Source organism: Stutzerimonas sp. NM35 (assembly GCF_054604355.1).
On the sequence record NZ_CM137728.1, the window covers coordinates 3,720,144 to 3,738,551 of the forward strand.

The following is an 18,408-nucleotide window of genomic DNA, read 5'->3' on the forward strand; positions in this document are numbered from 1 at the left end:
GATCATGGCCAAAGTATTCGCCATCGCCAATCAGAAGGGCGGTGTCGCCAAGACCACCACCTGCATCAACCTTGCCGCTTCGCTGGTGGCAACACGCCGTCGTGTGCTGCTGATCGATCTCGACCCTCAAGGCAATGCCACCACCGGCAGCGGTGTGGACAAGTTGAGTCTGGAGTATTCGATCTACGACGTGCTGATAGGCGAATGCAGCCTGGTCGACGCCATGCAGTTTTCCGAGCACGGTGGTTATCAGCTGCTGCCGGCCAACCGTGACCTGACGGCGGCCGAGGTCGCCCTGCTGAACCTGCCGGCCAAGGAAAACCGCCTGCGCGAAGCACTCGCGCCGGTGCGCGAGAATTACGATTACATTCTCATTGACTGCCCGCCGTCGCTGTCGATGCTGACCATCAACGCGCTGACCGCCGCCGACGGCGTGATCATTCCGATGCAGTGCGAGTACTATGCGCTCGAAGGTCTGACCGATCTGGTCAATTCGATCCAGCGCATCGGCCAGGCACTCAACCCGAGCCTGAAAATCGAGGGCCTGCTGCGCACCATGTACGATCCGCGCAGCAGCCTGACCAACGACGTGACCGAGCAGCTCAAGGCGCATTTCGGCGACAAGCTCTACGACACCGTCATCCCGCGCAACGTGCGGCTGGCCGAAGCGCCCAGCCACGGCATGCCGGCGCTGGTCTACGACAAGCAATCCAAGGGCGCACTGGCCTATTTGGCGCTGGCCGGCGAACTGTCGCGCCGCCAGCGGCGTGCCGCCCGCAGCGTAACCGCATAAGGAATTTTCATGGCGACCAAGAAAAGAGGCCTGGGACGCGGACTGGATGCCCTGCTCGGTGGTGCCAACGTCACTGCCATGCAGGAGCAGGCCGTTCAGGCCGATGTGCGCGAGCTTCAGCAACTGCCGCTCGATCTGATCCAGCGTGGCAAGTACCAGCCACGGCGCGATATCGATCCGGTGACGCTCGAAGAACTGGCGCAATCGATCAAAGCGCAAGGTGTGATGCAGCCGATCGTGGTGCGTGCCATTGGCGGTGGTCGTTACGAGATCATCGCCGGTGAACGCCGCTGGCGTGCCAGTCAGCAGGCCGGGCTGGAGACGATCCCGGCACTGGTACGTGATGTCACCGACGAGGCTGCCATCGCCATGGCGCTGATCGAGAACATCCAGCGTGAAGATCTCAATCCCGTCGAAGAAGCGGTGGCGCTGCAGCGCTTGCAGCAGGAATTCCAGCTGACCCAGCAGCAGGTCGCCGACGCGGTGGGAAAATCGCGGGTGACCGTCAGCAATCTGCTGCGGCTGATTGCTCTGCCGGAGGAAATCAAGACGCTGCTTTCTCACGGTGACCTGGAAATGGGCCATGCCCGCGCATTGCTCGGTCTGCCGGCTGAACGGCAGATAGAGGGAGCGCGGCATGTTGTCGCACGCGGAATGACCGTGCGCCAGACCGAGGCCCTTGTGCGGCAATGGCTGAATGCTCAGCAAACGACGAAAAGCGCTCCGAAAAGCGATCCGGACATCCAGCGTCTGGAACAGCGACTGGCCGAGCGGCTGGGCTCCCCGGTGCAAATCAGGCATGGCGAGAAGGGCAAGGGACAGCTGGTTATCCGCTACAGTTCGCTGGATGAGCTGCAGGGTGTACTGGCGCACATTCGCTGATACAAAAAAGATGTAGTGGCAGCTGGAAAAGGCTACCTGAAGGTTGAACGCGAAGTGGCCTGCTCCTATACTCGCCGCGCTTTTTTGACTGCGGTCATTGCTGGCAACAGCGCTACCTGGCGACGGATGTACGGGTGAATATACGTAACAGAACACCTTTGCATCGCCTGCCGGTCGTGCGTGTGCTGGTAGTGCAGGCACTCACCGGGCTGTTTGCCGCTGTGTTCTGCGGTCTGCTTTTTGGTATGGTCGCCGGCTACTCCGGGTTGCTGGGCGGCCTGATAGCGCTACTGGCCAATGTCTACTTCGCGTTCAAGGCGTTTCGCTATTACGGCGCGCGCTCGGCCAGGGCAATCGTGCAGTCCTTCTGGGCTGGCGAGATGGGTAAACAGATTCTTGCAGCAGCGTTGTTTGCGCTGGTGTTTGTGGGAGTGGAACCGCTGGAGCCAGCTGCCTTATTCGCTGGTTACGTGCTGGTTCTGGGCGCTGGAGCGAGCGCCCTCCTGCTGATGAAAACTAATCCGAAGCATTGAGCACTGAGGCGTTTATGGCGAGTACCCCGGCGGAATATATCCAGCATCACCTGCAGAATCTGACCTACGGAAAACTGCCGGCAGGCTACGTTCGCGCAGACGGTTCGGTCGTCGATCAGGCCACCTGGACCATCGCCCAGACCGGCATCGAAGCACGTGACATGGGCTTCATGGCCGTTCACCTGGACACCATGGGCTGGTCGCTGCTGATGGGCGCCCTCTTCATCCTGCTGTTCCGCAGTGCCGCCAAGGTGGCCACTGACGGTGTGCCGGGCAAGTTGCAGAATTTCGTCGAAATGTGCGTCGAGTTTATCGAAGGCGTGGTCAAGGACACTTTCCACGGCCGCAACGCGCTGATCGCTCCGCTGGCTCTGACCATCTTCGTCTGGGTGTTCCTGATGAACAGCCTGAAGTGGATCCCGGTCGACTACATCCCGGGTATCGCCCATCTGCTCGGCCTGCCGGCGTTCAAGATCGTACCGACCGCCGATCCTAACGGCACATTCGGTCTGTCGCTCGGTGTCTTCATCCTGATCCTGTTCTACAGCTTCAAGGTCAAGGGCGTCGGCGGTTTCACCAAGGAACTGGCCTTCACCCCGTTCAATCACTGGTCGCTGGTACCGTTCAACCTGTTCCTCGAAATCCTCGGTCTGCTGACCAAGCCGCTGAGCCTGGCTCTGCGTCTGTTCGGCAACATGTACGCCGGTGAGGTGGTATTCATCCTCATCGCGCTGCTGCCGTTCTACGTGCAGTGGACCCTGAATGTGCCCTGGGCGATCTTCCATATCCTGGTGATTCCGCTGCAGGCGTTCATCTTCATGGTTCTGACCGTGGTGTACCTGAGCTCAGCGCACGAGGATCATGGATCCGAGGCTGCACACTAAGCTCAGACCCCTGGAAACACTTTTGCTTCAAAACGAAAAACCTTAACCCCCCTAGCTTCAGGAGCTTTACATGGAACTCGTCTACATCGCCGCCTCTATCATGATCGGTCTGGGTGCCCTGGGCACCGGTATCGGCTTCGCCCTGCTGGGCGGCAAGCTGCTGGAATCCACCGCTCGTCAGCCTGAGCTGGCTCCGCAGCTGCAAACCAAGACCTTCCTGATGGCCGGCCTGCTCGACGCCGTACCGATGATCGGTGTCGGTATCGCGATGTACCTCATCTTCGTTGTCGCTGGTTAAGCATTTATCCGGTTTCAGATGGGGTTCGCCGGGCGAGCCCCGTCGCCGTGGAATGACTCCCGCGTTGAACGAGATAGCACGAGGTAAATCGCTGTGAACATTAACTTGACGCTGTTCGGTCAAACGATCGCCTTCGCTATCTTCGTCTGGTTCTGCATGAAGCTCGTCTGGCCACCGGTAACGGCAGCCATGGCAGCGCGCCAGAAGAAGATCGCCGAAGGGCTGGATGCGGCTGGCCGTGCGCAGCAAGACCTGAAACTGGCTCAGGACAAGGTGACCAACACCCTGCGTGAGACGAAGGAACAGGCTGCCCAGATCATCGAGCAGGCCAACAAGCAAGCCAACGCGATCGTCGAGGAAGCCAAGCAGCAGGCACGTAGCGAAGGCGAGCGACTCGTCGCCGGTGCCCGCGCCGAAATCGAACAGGAAGTGAACCGTGCCAGGGATCAACTGCGCAGTCAGGTAGCGGCTCTGGCCGTCGCCGGCGCGGAGAAGATCCTGGAGTCCCAGGTGGACGCCAAGGTACACAACGAACTGGTCGAAAAACTGGCCTCCCAACTTTAAGCGAGGCAAGCGATGATCAATACCCAGACGCTTGCTCGGCCTTACGCGAAAGCCGCTTTCGAGTTTGCCAGTGCGGTCGGACAGACCGAGTCCTGGTCGAAGATGCTGAGCCTGTCGGCCATCGCCGTTGAAGTCCCGGAAGTTTCGGCCCTGCTGAGCGACCCTCGCCTGACCAGTGAAAGCAAGGTTCAGGAGCTGGTCCGCCTGCTGGGCGACGATACGGATGAAGCCTTCCGCAATTTCGTTCGCAGCCTTGGCGAGAATGATCGCCTGTCGGTACTGCCGACGGTGAGTGAGCTGTACGAGGACATCAAGGCGCAAGCCGAAAAAACGCTTGAGGCAGAAATCGAAACTGCCTTCGAGCTCAGCAACGCGCAACTGCAAACTTTGGCTGCCGCCCTGTCGAAGCGGCTAGATCGCACCGTCAACCTCCAGCAGGCCGTGAATCCTGCGCTGATCGGCGGCGTAGTCATCCGCGCCGGTGATGTGGTTGTCGACGGTTCGGTCCGCGGCAAACTGAGCCAGTTGGCCGAATCGTTGAAATCCTGATTTGAGGGTCGTGGCATGCAGCAACTGAATCCTTCCGAGATTAGTGAAATCATTAAGCAGCGCATCGAGAAATCCGATGTCGCTGCTCAAGCCCGTAATGAGGGCACCGTCGTCAGCGTGTCTGACGGCATCGTACGTATCTATGGTCTGGCCGACGTGATGTACGGCGAGATGATCGAGTTCCCTGGCGGCATCTTCGGCATGGCATTGAACCTGGAGCAGGACTCCGTAGGTGCCGTGGTTCTGGGTAACTACCTGGGCCTGACCGAAGGCATGAGCGCCAAGTGCACCGGTCGCATCCTTGAAGTTCCGGTAGGTCCGGAGCTGCTGGGTCGTGTGGTCGATGCCCTGGGCAACCCGATCGACGGCAAAGGTCCGATCAATGCCCAGGCTACCGACGCCGTCGAGAAAGTGGCACCGGGCGTGATCTGGCGTAAGTCGGTCGATCAGCCGGTACAGACCGGCTACAAGTCGGTCGACGCCATGATTCCGGTTGGCCGTGGCCAGCGCGAGCTGATCATCGGTGACCGCCAGATCGGCAAGACCGCCATGGCGATCGACGCCATCATCAACCAGCGTAACAGCGGCATCAAATGCGTCTACGTAGCCATCGGTCAGAAGCAGTCGACCATCGCCAACGTGGTGCGCAAGCTGGAAGAGCACGGCGCCCTGGCCAACACCATCATCGTCGCGGCTTCGGCTTCGGAGTCCGCCGCCCTGCAATTCCTGGCGCCTTATGCCGGTTGCACCATGGGCGAGTACTTCCGCGACCGCGGTGAAGACGCGCTGATCGTGTATGACGATCTGTCCAAGCAGGCTGTGGCCTACCGCCAGATTTCCCTGCTGCTGCGTCGTCCACCGGGACGTGAAGCCTACCCGGGCGACGTGTTCTATCTCCACAGCCGCCTGCTGGAGCGCGCTTCCCGCGTATCCGAGGAGTATGTCGAGAAGTTCACCAACGGTGCCGTGACGGGCCAGACCGGTTCCCTGACCGCGCTGCCGATCATCGAAACCCAGGCCGGTGACGTTTCCGCGTTCGTTCCGACCAACGTGATTTCCATCACCGACGGTCAGATCTTCCTGGAATCGGCCATGTTCAACGCAGGCATCCGTCCGGCCGTCAACGCCGGTATCTCGGTATCCCGCGTCGGTGGTGCTGCGCAGACCAAGATCATCAAGAAGCTGTCCGGTGGTATCCGTACCGCGCTGGCCCAGTACCGTGAACTGGCTGCGTTCGCGCAGTTCGCTTCCGACCTGGACGAAGCGACCCGCAAGCAGCTCGAGCATGGTCAGCGCGTTACCGAGCTGATGAAGCAGAAGCAGTATGCGCCGATGTCCATCGCCGACATGTCCGTGTCCCTGTATGCCGCCGAGCGTGGCTTCCTGACCGACGTGGACGTGGCCAAGGTTGGCGCCTTCGAGCAGGCCCTGATCGCCTTCTTCAACCACGAATTCGCCGACCTGATGGCGAAGATCAACGTGAAGGGTGACTTCAACGACGAGATCGACGCTGGCCTGAAAGCCGGTATCGAGAAGTTCAAGGCCACGCAAAGCTGGTAAGCCGCAGCGGGAGCCGCAAGGTTCCCGCCTGCTAACCCGATAGGTGTCAAATGGCAGGCGCAAAAGAGATTCGCAGCAAGATTGCGAGCATCAAAAGCACGCAGAAGATCACCAGCGCCATGGAGAAGGTGGCGGTCAGCAAGATGCGCAAGGCACAACAGCGCATGGCTGCCAGCCGTCCCTACGCGGAGCGGATCCGGCAGGTGATTGGCCATCTGGCCAGTGCCAACCCGGAATACCGCCACCCGTTCATGGTGGAGCGTCCGGTCAAGCGTGTCGGTTATATCGTTGTGTCGACCGATCGTGGTCTGTGCGGTGGCCTGAACACCAACCTGTTCAAGGCGCTGATCAAGCACATGAAGGAATGGCACGATCAGAAGGTCGAGGCTGACCTGTGCGTGATCGGCAACAAGGGCGCAAGCTTCTTCCGCAGTTTTGGCGGCAACGTGGTTGCAGCCATCGGCAACATCGGTGAAGCGCCGTCGATCAATGACCTGATCGGCAGCGTCAAGGTCATGCTCGATGCCTTCCAGGAAGGCCGGGTGGATCGCTTGTACCTGGTATCCAACAAGTTCATCAACACCATGACCCAGAAACCGACGGTCGACCAGCTGCTGCCCCTGGCGGCGGCAGCGAATGCCGAACCGGTCAAGAAAGGTCAGTGGGACTACCTCTACGAGCCGGACGCCCAGCAACTGCTGGATGCGCTGCTGGTTCGTTTCATCGAGTCCCAGACCTATCAGGCGGTGGTTGAGAACGGTGCAGCCGAACAGGCCGCACGGATGATTGCCATGAAGAGTGCAACCGACAACGCCGGGGAGCTGATTGGTGACCTGCAACTGGTCTACAACAAGGCCCGTCAGGCTGCGATCACTCAGGAAATTTCGGAAATCGTCGGCGGCGCTGCCGCGGTTTAAGAACGGTTCAACTGTTAACAATGGCTGAAAAGTCAGAGGAACCAAACATGAGTAGCGGACGTATCGTTCAAATCATCGGCGCCGTCATCGACGTGGAATTTCCACGCGATCAGGTGCCGAACGTCTATGACGCGCTGAAAGTTCAAGGCGCCGAGACCACCCTGGAAGTCCAGCAGCAGCTGGGCGACGGCGTTGTCCGTACCATCGCCATGGGTTCGACCGAGGGCCTCAAGCGTGGCCTGGACGTCAACAACAGCGGCAAGGCCATCCAGGTACCGGTGGGTGCCGGCACCCTGGGTCGTATCATGAACGTCCTGGGCGAGCCCATCGACGAAGCCGGTCCGGTTGCCTGCGACGAGCAGTGGGGCATCCACCGTGCGGCGCCGAGCTATGCCGAACAGGCAGGCGGCAACGACCTGCTGGAAACCGGCATCAAGGTCATCGATTTGGTCTGCCCGTTCGCCAAGGGCGGCAAGGTCGGCCTGTTCGGCGGCGCCGGGGTGGGCAAGACCGTCAACATGATGGAACTGATCAACAACATCGCCAAGGCGCACAGCGGTCTGTCCGTGTTCGCCGGTGTGGGTGAGCGTACTCGCGAGGGTAACGACTTCTACCACGAGATGAAGGACTCCAACGTTCTCGACAAGGTAGCGATGGTCTACGGTCAGATGAACGAGCCGCCAGGAAACCGTCTGCGCGTGGCACTGACCGGCCTGACCATGGCCGAGAAGTTCCGCGAGGAAGGCAAGGACGTTCTGTTGTTCATCGACAACATCTACCGTTACACCCTGGCCGGTACCGAAGTATCCGCGCTGCTGGGTCGTATGCCGTCCGCGGTGGGTTATCAGCCGACTCTGGCCGAGGAAATGGGCGTTCTGCAGGAGCGCATCACCTCCACCAAGACCGGTTCGATCACCTCGATCCAGGCCGTATACGTTCCCGCGGACGACCTGACCGACCCGAGCCCGGCGACCACCTTCGCCCACTTGGACGCCACCGTCGTTCTGTCGCGTGACATCGCTTCCCTGGGTATCTACCCGGCCGTCGACCCGCTGGATTCCACCAGCCGTTCGCTGGACCCGCTGGTGGTTGGCCAGGAGCACTACGAGTGCACCCGTGGTGTGCAGTACGTGCTGCAGCGCTACAAGGAACTGAAGGACATCATCGCCATCCTGGGTATGGACGAACTGTCCGAGACCGACAAGCAGCTGGTCGCACGTGCTCGTAAGATCCAGCGCTTCCTGTCCCAGCCGTTCCATGTGGCCGAGGTCTTCACCGGCGCTCCAGGCAAGTACGTGTCCCTGAAGGAAACCATCCGTGGCTTCCAGGGCATTCTCAATGGTGATTACGATCACCTGCCGGAGCAGGCGTTCTACATGGTTGGTACCATCGACGAAGCCATCGAGAAGGCCAACAAACTGTAACTGGCGCGCCCGCTTGCGGGCGCCGATCCCGCCCCTGACCGGCGCTGACCGGCTCAGGGGAAGATTACCGAGGCATAAGTATGGCTATGACAGTCCATTGCGACATCGTCAGTGCGGAAGAAGAGCTGTTCTCGGGGCTGGTGGAAATGGTCGTCGCCCATGGCAACCTGGGTGACATCGGTATCCTGCCGGGCCACGCGCCGCTGCTGAGCGATCTCAAGCCCGGTCCGGTGCGCGTGATCAAGCAGGGTGGCGAGGAAGAAATCTTCTACATCTCCGGCGGCTTCATCGAAGTGCAGCCGAACATGGTGAAGGTGCTTGCCGATACCGCTACTCGCGCCAAGGACATTGACGAGGCTGCCGCTCAGGCCGCCGTCAAGGCTGCCGAAAAGGCACTGCACGAGAAAGGCGTGGATTTCGACTACGGCTCCGCCGCCGCTCGTCTGGCCGAGGCCGCAGCCCAGCTGCGTACCATCGAGCAGTTGCGCAAGAAGTACGGTCGGCACTGATCGACCAGCGACTTCATCGCGCACGAGTAAAAGGGTAGCCTTGGCTACCCTTTTTCTTGTCTGTAATTTTTCGGTGCCGGCACAGTCGAACCACCGCTACCTTCGACCCATACCGTTCAGGATCAGCACCCATGTCACTCGATATCGTCATTCTCGCCGCCGGCCAAGGCACCCGCATGCGTTCCGCCCTGCCCAAGGTCCTGCATCCGGTGGCTGGCAAATCGATGCTCGGTCACGTCATCGATACGGCACGCGCCCTGCAACCCCAGAGCATTCAGGTGGTGATCGGCCACGGCGCCGAGCAGGTGCGCGAGCGCCTGGCGGGTGAGGATCTGACCTGGGTGGTTCAGGCCGAGCAGCTCGGCACCGGCCATGCCGTGGCGCAGGCATTGCCGAACTTCTCGGCTGAGCGGGTGCTGATTCTCTATGGTGATGTACCGCTGATCGAAGCCGATACCCTGCAGCGGCTGCTGCACAAGGTCGGCCCCGAGCAACTGGCGCTGCTCACCGTGATGCTCGACGACCCCAGCGGCTATGGCCGTATCGTCCGTGATGAACGCAGCGAGGTGCAGGCCATCGTCGAGCACAAGGATGCCAGTGACGCGCAGCGGTCGATTCGCGAAGGCAATACCGGCATCCTGGCGGTGCCGGGCAATCGCATCGGCGAGTGGCTGGGGCGCCTGTCCAACAGCAACGCCCAGGGTGAGTACTACCTGACGGACGTGATCGCCATGGCAGTGGCCGACGGCTTGCGTGTCGCTACGGAACACTCCCGGGACGCCATGGAAGTGCAGGGCGCCAATGACCGTATCCAGCTGGCTGAGCTGGAGCGCCACTATCAGCTGCGTGCGGCGCGGCGCTTGATGGCGCAAGGCGTGACGCTGCGTGATCCGGCGCGTTTCGATCTTCGCGGTGAGGTTTCGGTGGGGCGCGATGTGCTGATCGACATCAACGTGGTTCTCGAAGGCCACGTGGTGATCGAGGATGACGTACAGATCGGGCCAAATTGCGTGATCAGCAACAGTACCCTGCGCAAGGGCGCGATCATCAAGGCCAATTCCCATCTGGAAGGCGCGGAAGTCGGCGAAGGCGCCGATTGCGGCCCCTTCGCCCGTCTGCGTCCCGGCAGCGTGCTCGGCGCCAGGGCGCATGTGGGCAACTTCGTCGAACTGAAGAACGCGACCCTGGCCGAGGGTGCCAAGGCCGGTCACCTGAGTTACCTGGGCGACGCCGAGATCGGCGCGCGAACCAACATCGGCGCCGGCACCATCACCTGCAATTACGACGGCGCCAACAAGTTCAGAACGGTAATGGGCGAAGACGTCTTCATCGGTTCCAACAGCTCGCTGGTGGCGCCGCTGAATCTTGGTGACGGCGCGACCACGGGGGCCGGCTCGGTGATCACCGAAGACATACCGGCACACAACCTCGCGCTTGGGCGCGGACGGCAGCGCAATATCGAAGGTTGGCAAAGGCCGGTGAAAAAGAAGTCATAAGCTTGAAGCAAAAGCTGTAGGTCGGCTCACGCTTTACCGAGCCGACGAGCGGAGCCAGGTGGATGTAAAAAGCGACATCCACTCTACGCCAGCTTGCACCCTGTGGGTGCTTATGTTTTGATTCGCACCCTTAACTTTCGAATCGAAACATTGCGTATGTCCAAGCGCAACACGCCACAACGTCGTCACGCTATCCTTGCGTTGCTCAACGAGCAGGGCGAGGTCAGCGTCGATGCGTTATCCAGGCACTTCGAGACCTCCGAAGTCACCATCCGCAAGGACCTTGCCGCACTGGAGAAGAACGGCCTGCTGCTGCGCCGGTATGGCGGTGCGGTGTCCCTGCCGCAGGAGTTGATTGGCGATACCACCCAGCCGGTTTCTCCCGCCAAGCAGGCCATTGCCCGTGCGGCGGTGGGCTGCATTCGCGAGCATGCACGGATCATCATCGACAGCGGCACCACCACCGCGGCGATGATTCCCGAGCTGGGTCACAAGCCGGGCCTGGTGGTGATGACCAATTCGCTGAACGTGGCCAACGCCCTGCGCGAGCTGGAACACGAACCGGTGTTGCTGATGACCGGCGGCACCTGGGACCCGCACTCGGAATCCTTCCAGGGCCAGGTGGCCGAACAGGTGCTGCGCTCCTATGATTTCGACCAGTTGTTCATCGGTGCCGATGGCATCGACCTGCAGCGCGGCACCACTACCTTCAACGAGTTGCTGGGCCTGTCGCGGGTGATGGCCGAGGTCGCGCGGGAAGTGATCGTCATGGTCGAATCGGACAAGATCGGTCGGCGCATTCCCAATCTGGAGCTGCCCTGGAGCGGCATCCATACCTTGATTACCGATGAACGCCTCGCCAGCGAGGCGCGTAACAGCATTCAGGCCCGTGGTGTCAGACTGATCTGCGCGGCCATCGAAAACGATCTGGAGAACTGAACATGTGTGGCATCGTTGGCGCCGTCGCCGAGCGCAATATCAGCGCAATCCTTCTCGAAGGCCTCAAACGCCTCGAATACCGCGGTTACGACAGCGCCGGTATCGCCGTACTGGATGCCGCCGGCCAGCTGAAACGGCTTCGCCGCGCGGGCAAGGTCGCCGAGCTGGAAAGCGCGCAGCAGGCCGAAGAACTGACCGGGCGTCTGGGTATTGCCCACACCCGCTGGGCCACTCACGGCGCGCCGTGCGAGCGCAATGCCCACCCGCATGTTTCCGGCGATGACCTGGCGGTGGTGCACAACGGCATCATCGAGAACCACGAAGCGCTGCGCAGCCAGCTCAAGGGCATGGGCTACGAATTCCGTTCTGATACCGATACCGAAGTCATCGTGCATCTGCTGAGCCACAAGCTCGACGAGTTCGGCGATCTCACCGTCGCGCTCAAGGCTGCGGTCAAGGAACTGCATGGCGCCTATGGCCTGGCGGTGGTTTCGGCCCGTCAGCCTGACCGTTTGCTCGCGGCCCGCAGCGGCAGCCCACTGGTGATCGGCCTGGGGCTGGGCGAGAACTTCCTGGCTTCCGACCAGTTGGCGCTGCGTCAGGTCACCGACCGCTTCATGTACCTGGAAGAAGGCGATATCGCCGAGATCCGCCGCGACAGCGTGCAGATCTGGGATGCCGACGGCCAGCCGGTGCAGCGCGAGGCTGTGCAGTACCACGAAGGCGCGGAGGCGGCGGACAAGGGTGAATACCGTCACTTCATGCTCAAGGAAATCCACGAGCAGCCCAAGGTCGTGCAGCGCACCCTCGAAGGCCGCCTGGGCGACAGGCAGGTGCTGGTGCAGGCCTTCGGTCCGCAGGCCGCCGAGCTGTTCGCCCGGGTGCGCAACGTGCAGATCGTCGCTTGCGGCACCAGTTATCACGCCGGCATGGTCGCGCGTTACTGGCTGGAAGAACTGGCCGGTATTCCCTGCCAGGTCGAGGTGGCCAGCGAGTTCCGCTACCGCAAGGTGGTGGTGCAGCCCGACAGCCTGTTCGTCACCATTTCCCAGTCCGGCGAGACTGCCGACACCTTGGCCGCGCTACGCAATGCCAAGGTGCTTTCGGCGCAAGAGGGCGGCTATCTGGCCAGCCTGGCGATCTGCAATGTCGGCATCAGTTCGCTGGTGCGCGAATCCGACCTTTGCCTGCTGACCCAGGCCGGCCCGGAAATCGGCGTCGCTTCGACCAAGGCCTTCACCACCCAGCTGGTCGGGCTGATGCTGCTGACCCTGGCGCTGGGCCAGGTGCGCGGCACTCTGTCGGCAGACAAGGAAGCCGAACTGGTGGCCGAACTGCGTCGCCTGCCGACCCGCCTGGGCGAGGCGCTGGCGATGGATACCACGGTGGAGAAGATCGCCGAGCATTTCGCCGAGAAGCACCACACCCTGTTCCTCGGGCGCGGCGCGCAGTATCCGGTGGCGATGGAGGGTGCGCTCAAACTCAAGGAAATTTCCTATATCCACGCCGAAGCCTATCCCGCCGGTGAACTCAAGCACGGCCCGCTGGCGCTGGTGGATGCCGACATGCCGGTGGTCACGGTGGCGCCGAACAACGAGCTGCTGGAAAAGCTCAAGTCCAATCTGCAGGAAGTCCGCGCCCGTGGTGGCGAGCTGATCGTCTTCGCCGATGGCGCCGCCGCCATGGAAAACGGCGAGGGAACCTTTGTGGTGAACATGCCGCATATCCACGACGCACTGGCGCCGATTCTCTACACCCTGCCGTTGCAGCTGCTCTCGTATTACGTTGCCGTGCTGCGCGGCACCGACGTGGACCAGCCACGCAACCTGGCGAAATCCGTCACCGTGGAATAAGCCTGTCCGCCTCGGCAGTTGCTGATCTCCAGCAATGAAGCCTGTACGAGCCGGCGCCGGCTCGTGCAAGGCTGACCGTTGTCAGCCTGCCTGTTGCTTTCCGATAGTCGCGGTGCGGATAGCTTTTTCTATTGGCCGTTATCGACGTTCTGCGCCTTGAAGAAAGAATTGCTCGATCAACGCCGCCATGCCCGAGGGTGCCACACGGCCCCGCCGCTGTGCATCCACCACGCCGAAGACCAATGAAATGAATATCTCCGCCAGCACCGGCGCGGCGATGTCGATGCGGAACACGCCTTCCCGCTGCCCACGCAGGAAGAACGCGTCCAGCGCTTCCGAATAGGGCAGCCAGCGGCTTCCACCGGCATCCACATCGAGGCTATCGGGCCGGTATTGGAACGTCAGGAAGACCAGCATCTCGCGGTGCGTGAGGTGGTCGTTGACCAGACGGCGCAGCGCTTCCAGAGGCGGCGCCTGTTCCAGCTGGGCACTCTCGATGATCTGCGCCATCACCACCGAGCCATGGTTGAGCAGCATCTCGATGAGGTTGTCGCGTGTGCCGCAATAGCGGTTCAGGGTCGCCTTGCTGATTCCGGCGGCCTGGGCGATTTCCTGAAGGTGCCGCGTGGGTGATCAACGATGGCGATCGCCAGGGCCTTCAGCAGCTTTTCTTCGGCAGCGGGTAAATCCATCGGGGCGCTCTTCATCGGCAGGGATAACGTGGTGGGCATTCTGCATAAAAAAGCACACTTTCTAAAAGGAATTGCCTGTTTTGTCCACAAAAGATTCAAATGAGTCAATATTGACTCATTTGAATATAAACAAGGATCATGTGCGCCTTTCGAACAGGATGGGCTCGGCCCAGGTGACACATGAGTACGATGCGCGAGCGGTTGGTTTTTCCGGCGATTTCATTGCTGGTCATCTTGAGCCTGGCGGGCTGCGACAAGCCGGAGCAGGGCTGGGAGGAAGCCGCTCCGCGTGAAGTCGATATCCTGACGATCAAGACCGAACCCTTCACCGTGGTGGCGGAGCTGCCAGGTCGCATCGAGCCGGTACGGGTGGCCGAAGTGCGTGCGCGGGTGGCTGGCATCGTGCTCAGCCGCAAGTTCGAGGAAGGCACCGACGTCAAGGCTGGCGACCTGCTGTTCCAGATCGATCCGGCACCGTTCAAGGCGGCGCTGTCGCGCGCCCAGGCCGAACTGGCCAGGGCCGAGGCGCAACTGTTCCAGGCCCAGGCCACGGTCCGGCGCTATGAGCCGCTGGTGAAGATCGAGGCGGTCAGCCAGCAGGATTTCGATGCGGCCAAAGCCGCCCTGCAGACCGCCCAGGCGGACAGGCGCTCGGCCCAGGCCAATGTGGAAACCGCCCAGCTGGATATCGACTATGCCGCAGTGCGTGCGCCGATTGCCGGGCGTATCGGTCGTGCCCAGGTCACCGAAGGTGCGCTGGTCGGCCAGGGCGAAACCACCCTGCTGGCGCGCATCCAGCAACTCGACCCGGTGTACGCCGATTTCACCCAGCCGGCTGCCGATGCCCTGCGTCTGCGTGCTGCCATCGCCGCCGGTCGGGTCTCCGGCGATGAGGACAAGGCGCTGTCATTGCGGGTCGAGGGCACCGATATCGAAAGCCACGGCACCCTGCTGTTCACCGATGTAGCGGTGGATCGCAGCACCGGCCAGATCGCCCTGCGCGGACGTTTCGACAATCCCGAGGGCGTGCTGCTGCCGGGTATGTATGTACGCGTTCGCACACCCCAGGGGCTGGATCAGGACGCCATTCTGCTGCCGCAGCGCGCGGTGCGGCGTGCGGCTGATGGCCAGGCCAGCGTGCTGCTGCTCGGTGCCGACGACAGGGCCGAGAGTCGCCCGGTCAAGACCGGCGCCATGCAGGGTTCACGCTGGCAGATCAGCGAAGGCCTGGAGGTCGGCGAGCGGGTCATCGTCAGTTCGCTGGGCGCTGTCAGCCCAGGCGACAAGGTCGTTCCCAGACAAGCCGCTGCCGAGGCGCAAGCCGATCAGCAGTCCCAGGCGCAGTAAGCGGTAGCCGAGGAAATACCATGTCTCTGTTCTTCATCAGACGCCCCAACTTCGCCTGGGTCGTCGCCCTGTTCATCTCCATGGCCGGGTTGCTGGCCATTCCCTATCTGCCGGTGGCCCAGTACCCCAGCGTGGCGCCGCCGCAGATCAGCGTGACCGCCACCTACCCGGGCGCTTCGGCCAGGGTGCTGGTCGACTCGGTCACCAGTGTCATCGAAGAAGAGCTCAACGGTGCCAGGGGCATGCTCTATTTCGAGTCCACCAGCAATGCCAACGGCATCGCCGAAATTACCGTGACCTTCGAGCCGGGCATCAACCCGGAACTGGCCCAGGTGGATGTGCAGAACCGCCTGAAGAAAGCCGAGGCGCGCATGCCACAGGCGGTGCTCAACCTGGGTATCCAGACCGAGCAGGCCAACGCCGGCTTTCTGCTGATCTATGCCCTCAGCTACAAGGACAATAGCGGCAACGAGGACACCACGGCGCTGGCGGATTACGCCGCGCGCAACCTCAACAACGAGATCCGCCGCATCCCCGGTGTCGGCAAGCTGCAGTTCTTCGCCTCCGAAGCGGCCATGCGCGTCTGGATCGACCCGCAGAAGCTGGTCGGTTACGGCCTGTCGATCGATGACGTCAATGCGGCCATTCGCGGCCAGAACGTGCAGGTGCCAGCCGGTGCTTTCGGCAGCACACCGGGCTCGACCGAACAGGAGCTGACCGCGACCCTGGCGGTCAAGGGCACCCTGGACAATGTCGATGAGTTCGCGCGTATCGTGCTGCGTGCCAACCCGGACGGTTCCAGCGTGACCCTCGGCGAGGTGGCGCGCATCGAGGTGGGCAGCCAGGACTACAACTTCGCCTCGCGGCAGAACGGCAAGCCGGCGGTGGCCGCCGCCGTGCAGCTGTCGCCGGGGGCCAACGCGATCCAGACGGCCAGGGCGGTGAAGGAGCGCCTTGCGGAGCTGTCGGTCAACTTCCCGGACAACGTCGAGGTCTCGGTGCCCTACGACACCTCGCGCTTCGTCGACGTGGCCATCGACAAGGTCATCTACACCCTGATCGAAGCCATGGTGCTGGTGTTCCTGGTGATGTTCCTGTTCCTGCAGAACGTGCGCTACACCCTGATCCCGAGCATCGTGGTGCCGGTGTGCCTGCTCGGCACCCTGACCTTCATGTACCTGCTGGGTTTCTCGGTGAACATGATGACCATGTTCGGCATGGTGCTGGCCATCGGCATCCTGGTGGACGACGCCATCGTGGTGGTGGAGAACGTCGAGCGGATCATGGCCGAGGAAGGCCTGCCGCCAGCCCAGGCCACGGTCAAGGCCATGGGTCAGGTGTCCGGGGCGATCCTCGGCATCACCCTGGTGCTGTCGGCGGTGTTTCTGCCGCTGGCGTTCATGGCCGGTTCCGTGGGGGTGATCTACCAGCAGTTCTCCCTGTCGCTGGCGGTGTCGATCCTGTTCTCGGGTTTCCTCGCCCTGACCTTCACCCCGGCGCTGTGCGCCACCCTGCTCAAGCCGATTGCCCAGGGGCATCATGAGAAGCGTGGCTTCTTCGGCGCCTTCAACCGCCTGTTCACCCGCCTGACCCAGCGCTACAGCGCGCTCAACGGCAAGCTGGTGCCACGCGCGGGGCGCGTCATGTTGATCTACCTGGGCATCGTCGTGCTGATGGGCTTCTTCTACCTGCGCCTGCCGGAATCATTCGTGCCGGTGGAAGACCAGGGCTACATGATCGTCGACGTGCAGTTGCCGCCGGGCGCCACCCGTGCGCGCACCTCGGCCACCGGCGCGGAGCTGGAAGCGTTCCTGATGTCGCGCGAGAGTGTGGACACCTCGTTCCTGGTGCTGGGGTTCAGCTTCTCCGGCATGGGTGAGAACGCGGCGCTGGCCTTCCCCGTGCTCAAGGACTGGTCGGTGCGCGGCAAGGGCCAGTCGGCGGATGATGAAATCGCCGCGGTCAACCAGCGCTTCGCCAACCTCGATGACGGCGCGATCATGGCCGTATCGCCCCCACCGATCGAAGGCCTGGGTAACTCTGGCGGTTTCGCCCTGCGTCTGCAGGATCGCGCCAACCTCGGGCGCGAGGCCTTGCTCGCCGCCCGCGACGAGGTGCTGGGCAAGGCCAACGGCAACCCGAAAATCCTCTACGCGATGATGGAAGGTCTGGGTGAGGCGCCACAGCTGCGCCTGCTCATCGACCGCGACAAGGCGCGTGCGCTCGGCGTGAGTTTCGAGTCGATCAGCAGCGCCCTGTCCACCGCCTTCGGCTCGGCGGTGATCAACGACTTCGCCAACGCCGGGCGCCAGCAACGGGTGGTGGTGCAGGCCGAACAGGCCGAGCGGATGACCCCGGAAAGCGTGCTCAAGCTGCACGTGCCCAATGACAGTGGCGCCCAGGTTCCGCTGAGCGCTTTCGTCACCACGCAATGGGAAGAAGGTGCGGTGCAGATCGCCCGCTACAACGGTTACCCGTCGATCCGCATCTCCGGCGATGCCGCGCCCGGCGTGAGCACCGGCGAGGCCATGGCCGAGATGGAACGCATCGCCGCCGAGCTGCCGGAGGGTATCGGCTACGAATGGACGGGATTGTCCTATCAGGAGCGCGTCGCCAGCGGTCAGGCGCTGATGCTTTTCGCCCTCGCCTTCGTCGTGGTGTTCCTGCTGCTGGTGGCGCTCTACGAGAGCTGGGCGATTCCCCTGGCGGTGATGCTGATCGTGCCGGTTGGCGCCCTCGGCGCGGTGCTGGCGGTCACGGCAGTGGGGCTGCCCAACGACGTGTACTTCAAGGTCGGCCTGATCACCATCATCGGCCTGGCGGCGAAGAACGCCATCCTTATCGTCGAGTTCGCCAAGGACCTGTGGGGGCAGGGTTATTCCCTGCGCGATGCGGCCATCGAAGCGGCGCGCCTGCGTTTCCGTCCGATCATCATGACCTCGATGGCTTTCATGCTCGGCGTGGTGCCGCTGGTGATCGCCAGCGGCGCCGGTGCGGCCAGCCAGCGCGCCATCGGCACCGGGGTGATCGGCGGCATGTTCAGCGCCACGCTGCTCGGGGTGATCTTCGTGCCGGTCTTCTTCGTCTGGGTGCTGTCGCTGCTGCGCAGCACGCCGCAGCCATCGTCCGCGCAGAATGCCCCCATCGGACGGATCGAGGAATGATCAG

The 18,408-nt window shown here is 62.3% G+C and carries 16 protein-coding genes and 1 pseudogene; 16 read left to right on the top strand and 1 reads right to left on the bottom strand.

Annotated elements, in window-relative coordinates; genetic code table 11:
* Positions 1 to 4: 4 nt before the first annotated feature.
* The 14 genes from ACYCFC_RS17200 (at position 5) to glmS (ending at position 13,201) form a co-directional block, all read left to right on the top strand.
* Positions 5 to 793 carry a ParA family protein gene (locus ACYCFC_RS17200; RefSeq protein ID WP_181086561.1) on the top strand — a complete coding sequence of 263 codons (789 nt, stop codon included), beginning with the start codon at positions 5 to 7 and terminating at the stop codon, positions 791 to 793.
* A 9-nt stretch (positions 794 to 802) separates the two neighbouring features.
* Positions 803 to 1,675, top strand: a complete 873-nt coding sequence (locus ACYCFC_RS17205; RefSeq protein ID WP_459652344.1) for a ParB/RepB/Spo0J family partition protein — start codon at positions 803 to 805, stop codon at positions 1,673 to 1,675.
* Between the two features lie 134 nt (positions 1,676 to 1,809).
* Complete coding sequence (locus ACYCFC_RS17210; RefSeq protein ID WP_336509730.1) at positions 1,810 to 2,208, top strand: F0F1 ATP synthase subunit I; 399 nt, start codon at positions 1,810 to 1,812, stop codon at positions 2,206 to 2,208.
* 14 nt (positions 2,209 to 2,222) lie between these two features.
* Positions 2,223 to 3,092 carry a F0F1 ATP synthase subunit A gene (gene atpB, locus ACYCFC_RS17215; RefSeq protein WP_181086558.1) on the top strand — a complete coding sequence of 290 codons (870 nt, stop codon included), beginning with the start codon at positions 2,223 to 2,225 and terminating at the stop codon, positions 3,090 to 3,092.
* A gap of 70 nt (positions 3,093 to 3,162) precedes the next feature.
* Complete coding sequence (gene atpE / locus ACYCFC_RS17220; RefSeq protein ID WP_003290909.1) at positions 3,163 to 3,390, top strand: F0F1 ATP synthase subunit C; 228 nt, start codon at positions 3,163 to 3,165, stop codon at positions 3,388 to 3,390.
* A 93-nt stretch (positions 3,391 to 3,483) separates the two neighbouring features.
* Positions 3,484 to 3,954: a F0F1 ATP synthase subunit B gene (locus ACYCFC_RS17225; protein ID WP_181086557.1), complete on the top strand. Its 471-nt coding sequence runs from the start codon at positions 3,484 to 3,486 to the stop codon at positions 3,952 to 3,954.
* Positions 3,955 to 3,966: 12 nt separating this feature from the next.
* Positions 3,967 to 4,503 (top strand): F0F1 ATP synthase subunit delta, encoded by a 537-nt coding sequence (locus tag ACYCFC_RS17230; protein WP_181086556.1) that lies wholly within the window; start codon positions 3,967 to 3,969, stop codon positions 4,501 to 4,503.
* A 15-nt stretch (positions 4,504 to 4,518) separates the two neighbouring features.
* Positions 4,519 to 6,063 carry a F0F1 ATP synthase subunit alpha gene (atpA, locus tag ACYCFC_RS17235; RefSeq protein ID WP_181086555.1) on the top strand — a complete coding sequence of 515 codons (1,545 nt, stop codon included), beginning with the start codon at positions 4,519 to 4,521 and terminating at the stop codon, positions 6,061 to 6,063.
* A 50-nt stretch (positions 6,064 to 6,113) separates the two neighbouring features.
* Positions 6,114 to 6,980 carry a F0F1 ATP synthase subunit gamma gene (gene atpG, locus ACYCFC_RS17240; RefSeq protein WP_181086554.1) on the top strand — a complete coding sequence of 289 codons (867 nt, stop codon included), beginning with the start codon at positions 6,114 to 6,116 and terminating at the stop codon, positions 6,978 to 6,980.
* A 47-nt stretch (positions 6,981 to 7,027) separates the two neighbouring features.
* Positions 7,028 to 8,404, top strand: a complete 1,377-nt coding sequence (atpD, locus tag ACYCFC_RS17245; protein ID WP_181086553.1) for a F0F1 ATP synthase subunit beta — start codon at positions 7,028 to 7,030, stop codon at positions 8,402 to 8,404.
* 80 nt (positions 8,405 to 8,484) lie between these two features.
* A complete protein-coding gene (locus ACYCFC_RS17250; protein ID WP_181086552.1) occupies positions 8,485 to 8,913 on the top strand; it encodes a F0F1 ATP synthase subunit epsilon in 429 nt (142 codons plus the stop codon).
* Between the two features lie 131 nt (positions 8,914 to 9,044).
* Positions 9,045 to 10,409 (top strand): bifunctional UDP-N-acetylglucosamine diphosphorylase/glucosamine-1-phosphate N-acetyltransferase GlmU, encoded by a 1,365-nt coding sequence (gene glmU / locus ACYCFC_RS17255; RefSeq protein WP_459652345.1) that lies wholly within the window; start codon positions 9,045 to 9,047, stop codon positions 10,407 to 10,409.
* 156 nt (positions 10,410 to 10,565) lie between these two features.
* Entirely contained in the window at positions 10,566 to 11,348 is a 783-nt protein-coding gene (locus tag ACYCFC_RS17260) for a DeoR/GlpR family DNA-binding transcription regulator (protein ID WP_459652346.1), read from the top strand.
* Positions 11,349 to 11,350: 2 nt separating this feature from the next.
* Positions 11,351 to 13,201, top strand: coding sequence for a glutamine--fructose-6-phosphate transaminase (isomerizing) (gene glmS, locus ACYCFC_RS17265; protein ID WP_459652347.1), 1,851 nt, complete (start codon positions 11,351 to 11,353; stop codon positions 13,199 to 13,201).
* 138 nt (positions 13,202 to 13,339) lie between these two features.
* Here glmS and ACYCFC_RS17270 read toward each other — a convergent pair.
* Positions 13,340 to 13,893, bottom strand: a pseudogene (locus tag ACYCFC_RS17270) (TetR/AcrR family transcriptional regulator).
* Positions 13,894 to 14,082: 189 nt separating this feature from the next.
* On the opposite strand from ACYCFC_RS17270, the gene ACYCFC_RS17275 reads away from it, so the two are divergent.
* Positions 14,083 to 15,240 carry an efflux RND transporter periplasmic adaptor subunit gene (locus tag ACYCFC_RS17275; RefSeq protein WP_459654021.1) on the top strand — a complete coding sequence of 386 codons (1,158 nt, stop codon included), beginning with the start codon at positions 14,083 to 14,085 and terminating at the stop codon, positions 15,238 to 15,240.
* Between the two features lie 20 nt (positions 15,241 to 15,260).
* On the top strand, positions 15,261 to 18,404 hold the full coding sequence (locus tag ACYCFC_RS17280; RefSeq protein WP_459652348.1) for a multidrug efflux RND transporter permease subunit: 3,144 nt from the start codon (positions 15,261 to 15,263) through the stop codon (positions 18,402 to 18,404).
* Positions 18,405 to 18,408 lie beyond the last annotated feature (4 nt).

Excerpts from the sequence above, each read along its gene's own strand:
- ACYCFC_RS17230 (WP_181086556.1), top strand. The coding sequence starts at position 3,967 with ATGATCAATACCCAGACGCTTGCTCGGCCTTACGCGAAAGCCGCTTTC.
- ACYCFC_RS17250 (WP_181086552.1), top strand. The coding sequence starts at position 8,485 with ATGGCTATGACAGTCCATTGCGACATCGTCAGTGCGGAAGAAGAGCTG.
- atpD (WP_181086553.1), top strand. The coding sequence starts at position 7,028 with ATGAGTAGCGGACGTATCGTTCAAATCATCGGCGCCGTCATCGACGTG.
- atpE (WP_003290909.1), top strand. The coding sequence starts at position 3,163 with ATGGAACTCGTCTACATCGCCGCCTCTATCATGATCGGTCTGGGTGCC.
- atpA (WP_181086555.1), top strand. The coding sequence starts at position 4,519 with ATGCAGCAACTGAATCCTTCCGAGATTAGTGAAATCATTAAGCAGCGC.
- atpB (WP_181086558.1), top strand. The coding sequence starts at position 2,223 with ATGGCGAGTACCCCGGCGGAATATATCCAGCATCACCTGCAGAATCTG.
- ACYCFC_RS17205 (WP_459652344.1), top strand. The coding sequence starts at position 803 with ATGGCGACCAAGAAAAGAGGCCTGGGACGCGGACTGGATGCCCTGCTC.
- glmS (WP_459652347.1), top strand. The coding sequence starts at position 11,351 with ATGTGTGGCATCGTTGGCGCCGTCGCCGAGCGCAATATCAGCGCAATC.
- ACYCFC_RS17280 (WP_459652348.1), top strand. The coding sequence starts at position 15,261 with ATGTCTCTGTTCTTCATCAGACGCCCCAACTTCGCCTGGGTCGTCGCC.
- glmU (WP_459652345.1), top strand. The coding sequence starts at position 9,045 with ATGTCACTCGATATCGTCATTCTCGCCGCCGGCCAAGGCACCCGCATG.
- ACYCFC_RS17260 (WP_459652346.1), top strand. The coding sequence starts at position 10,566 with ATGTCCAAGCGCAACACGCCACAACGTCGTCACGCTATCCTTGCGTTG.
- ACYCFC_RS17275 (WP_459654021.1), top strand. The coding sequence starts at position 14,083 with ATGCGCGAGCGGTTGGTTTTTCCGGCGATTTCATTGCTGGTCATCTTG.
- ACYCFC_RS17200 (WP_181086561.1), top strand. The coding sequence starts at position 5 with ATGGCCAAAGTATTCGCCATCGCCAATCAGAAGGGCGGTGTCGCCAAG.
- atpG (WP_181086554.1), top strand. The coding sequence starts at position 6,114 with ATGGCAGGCGCAAAAGAGATTCGCAGCAAGATTGCGAGCATCAAAAGC.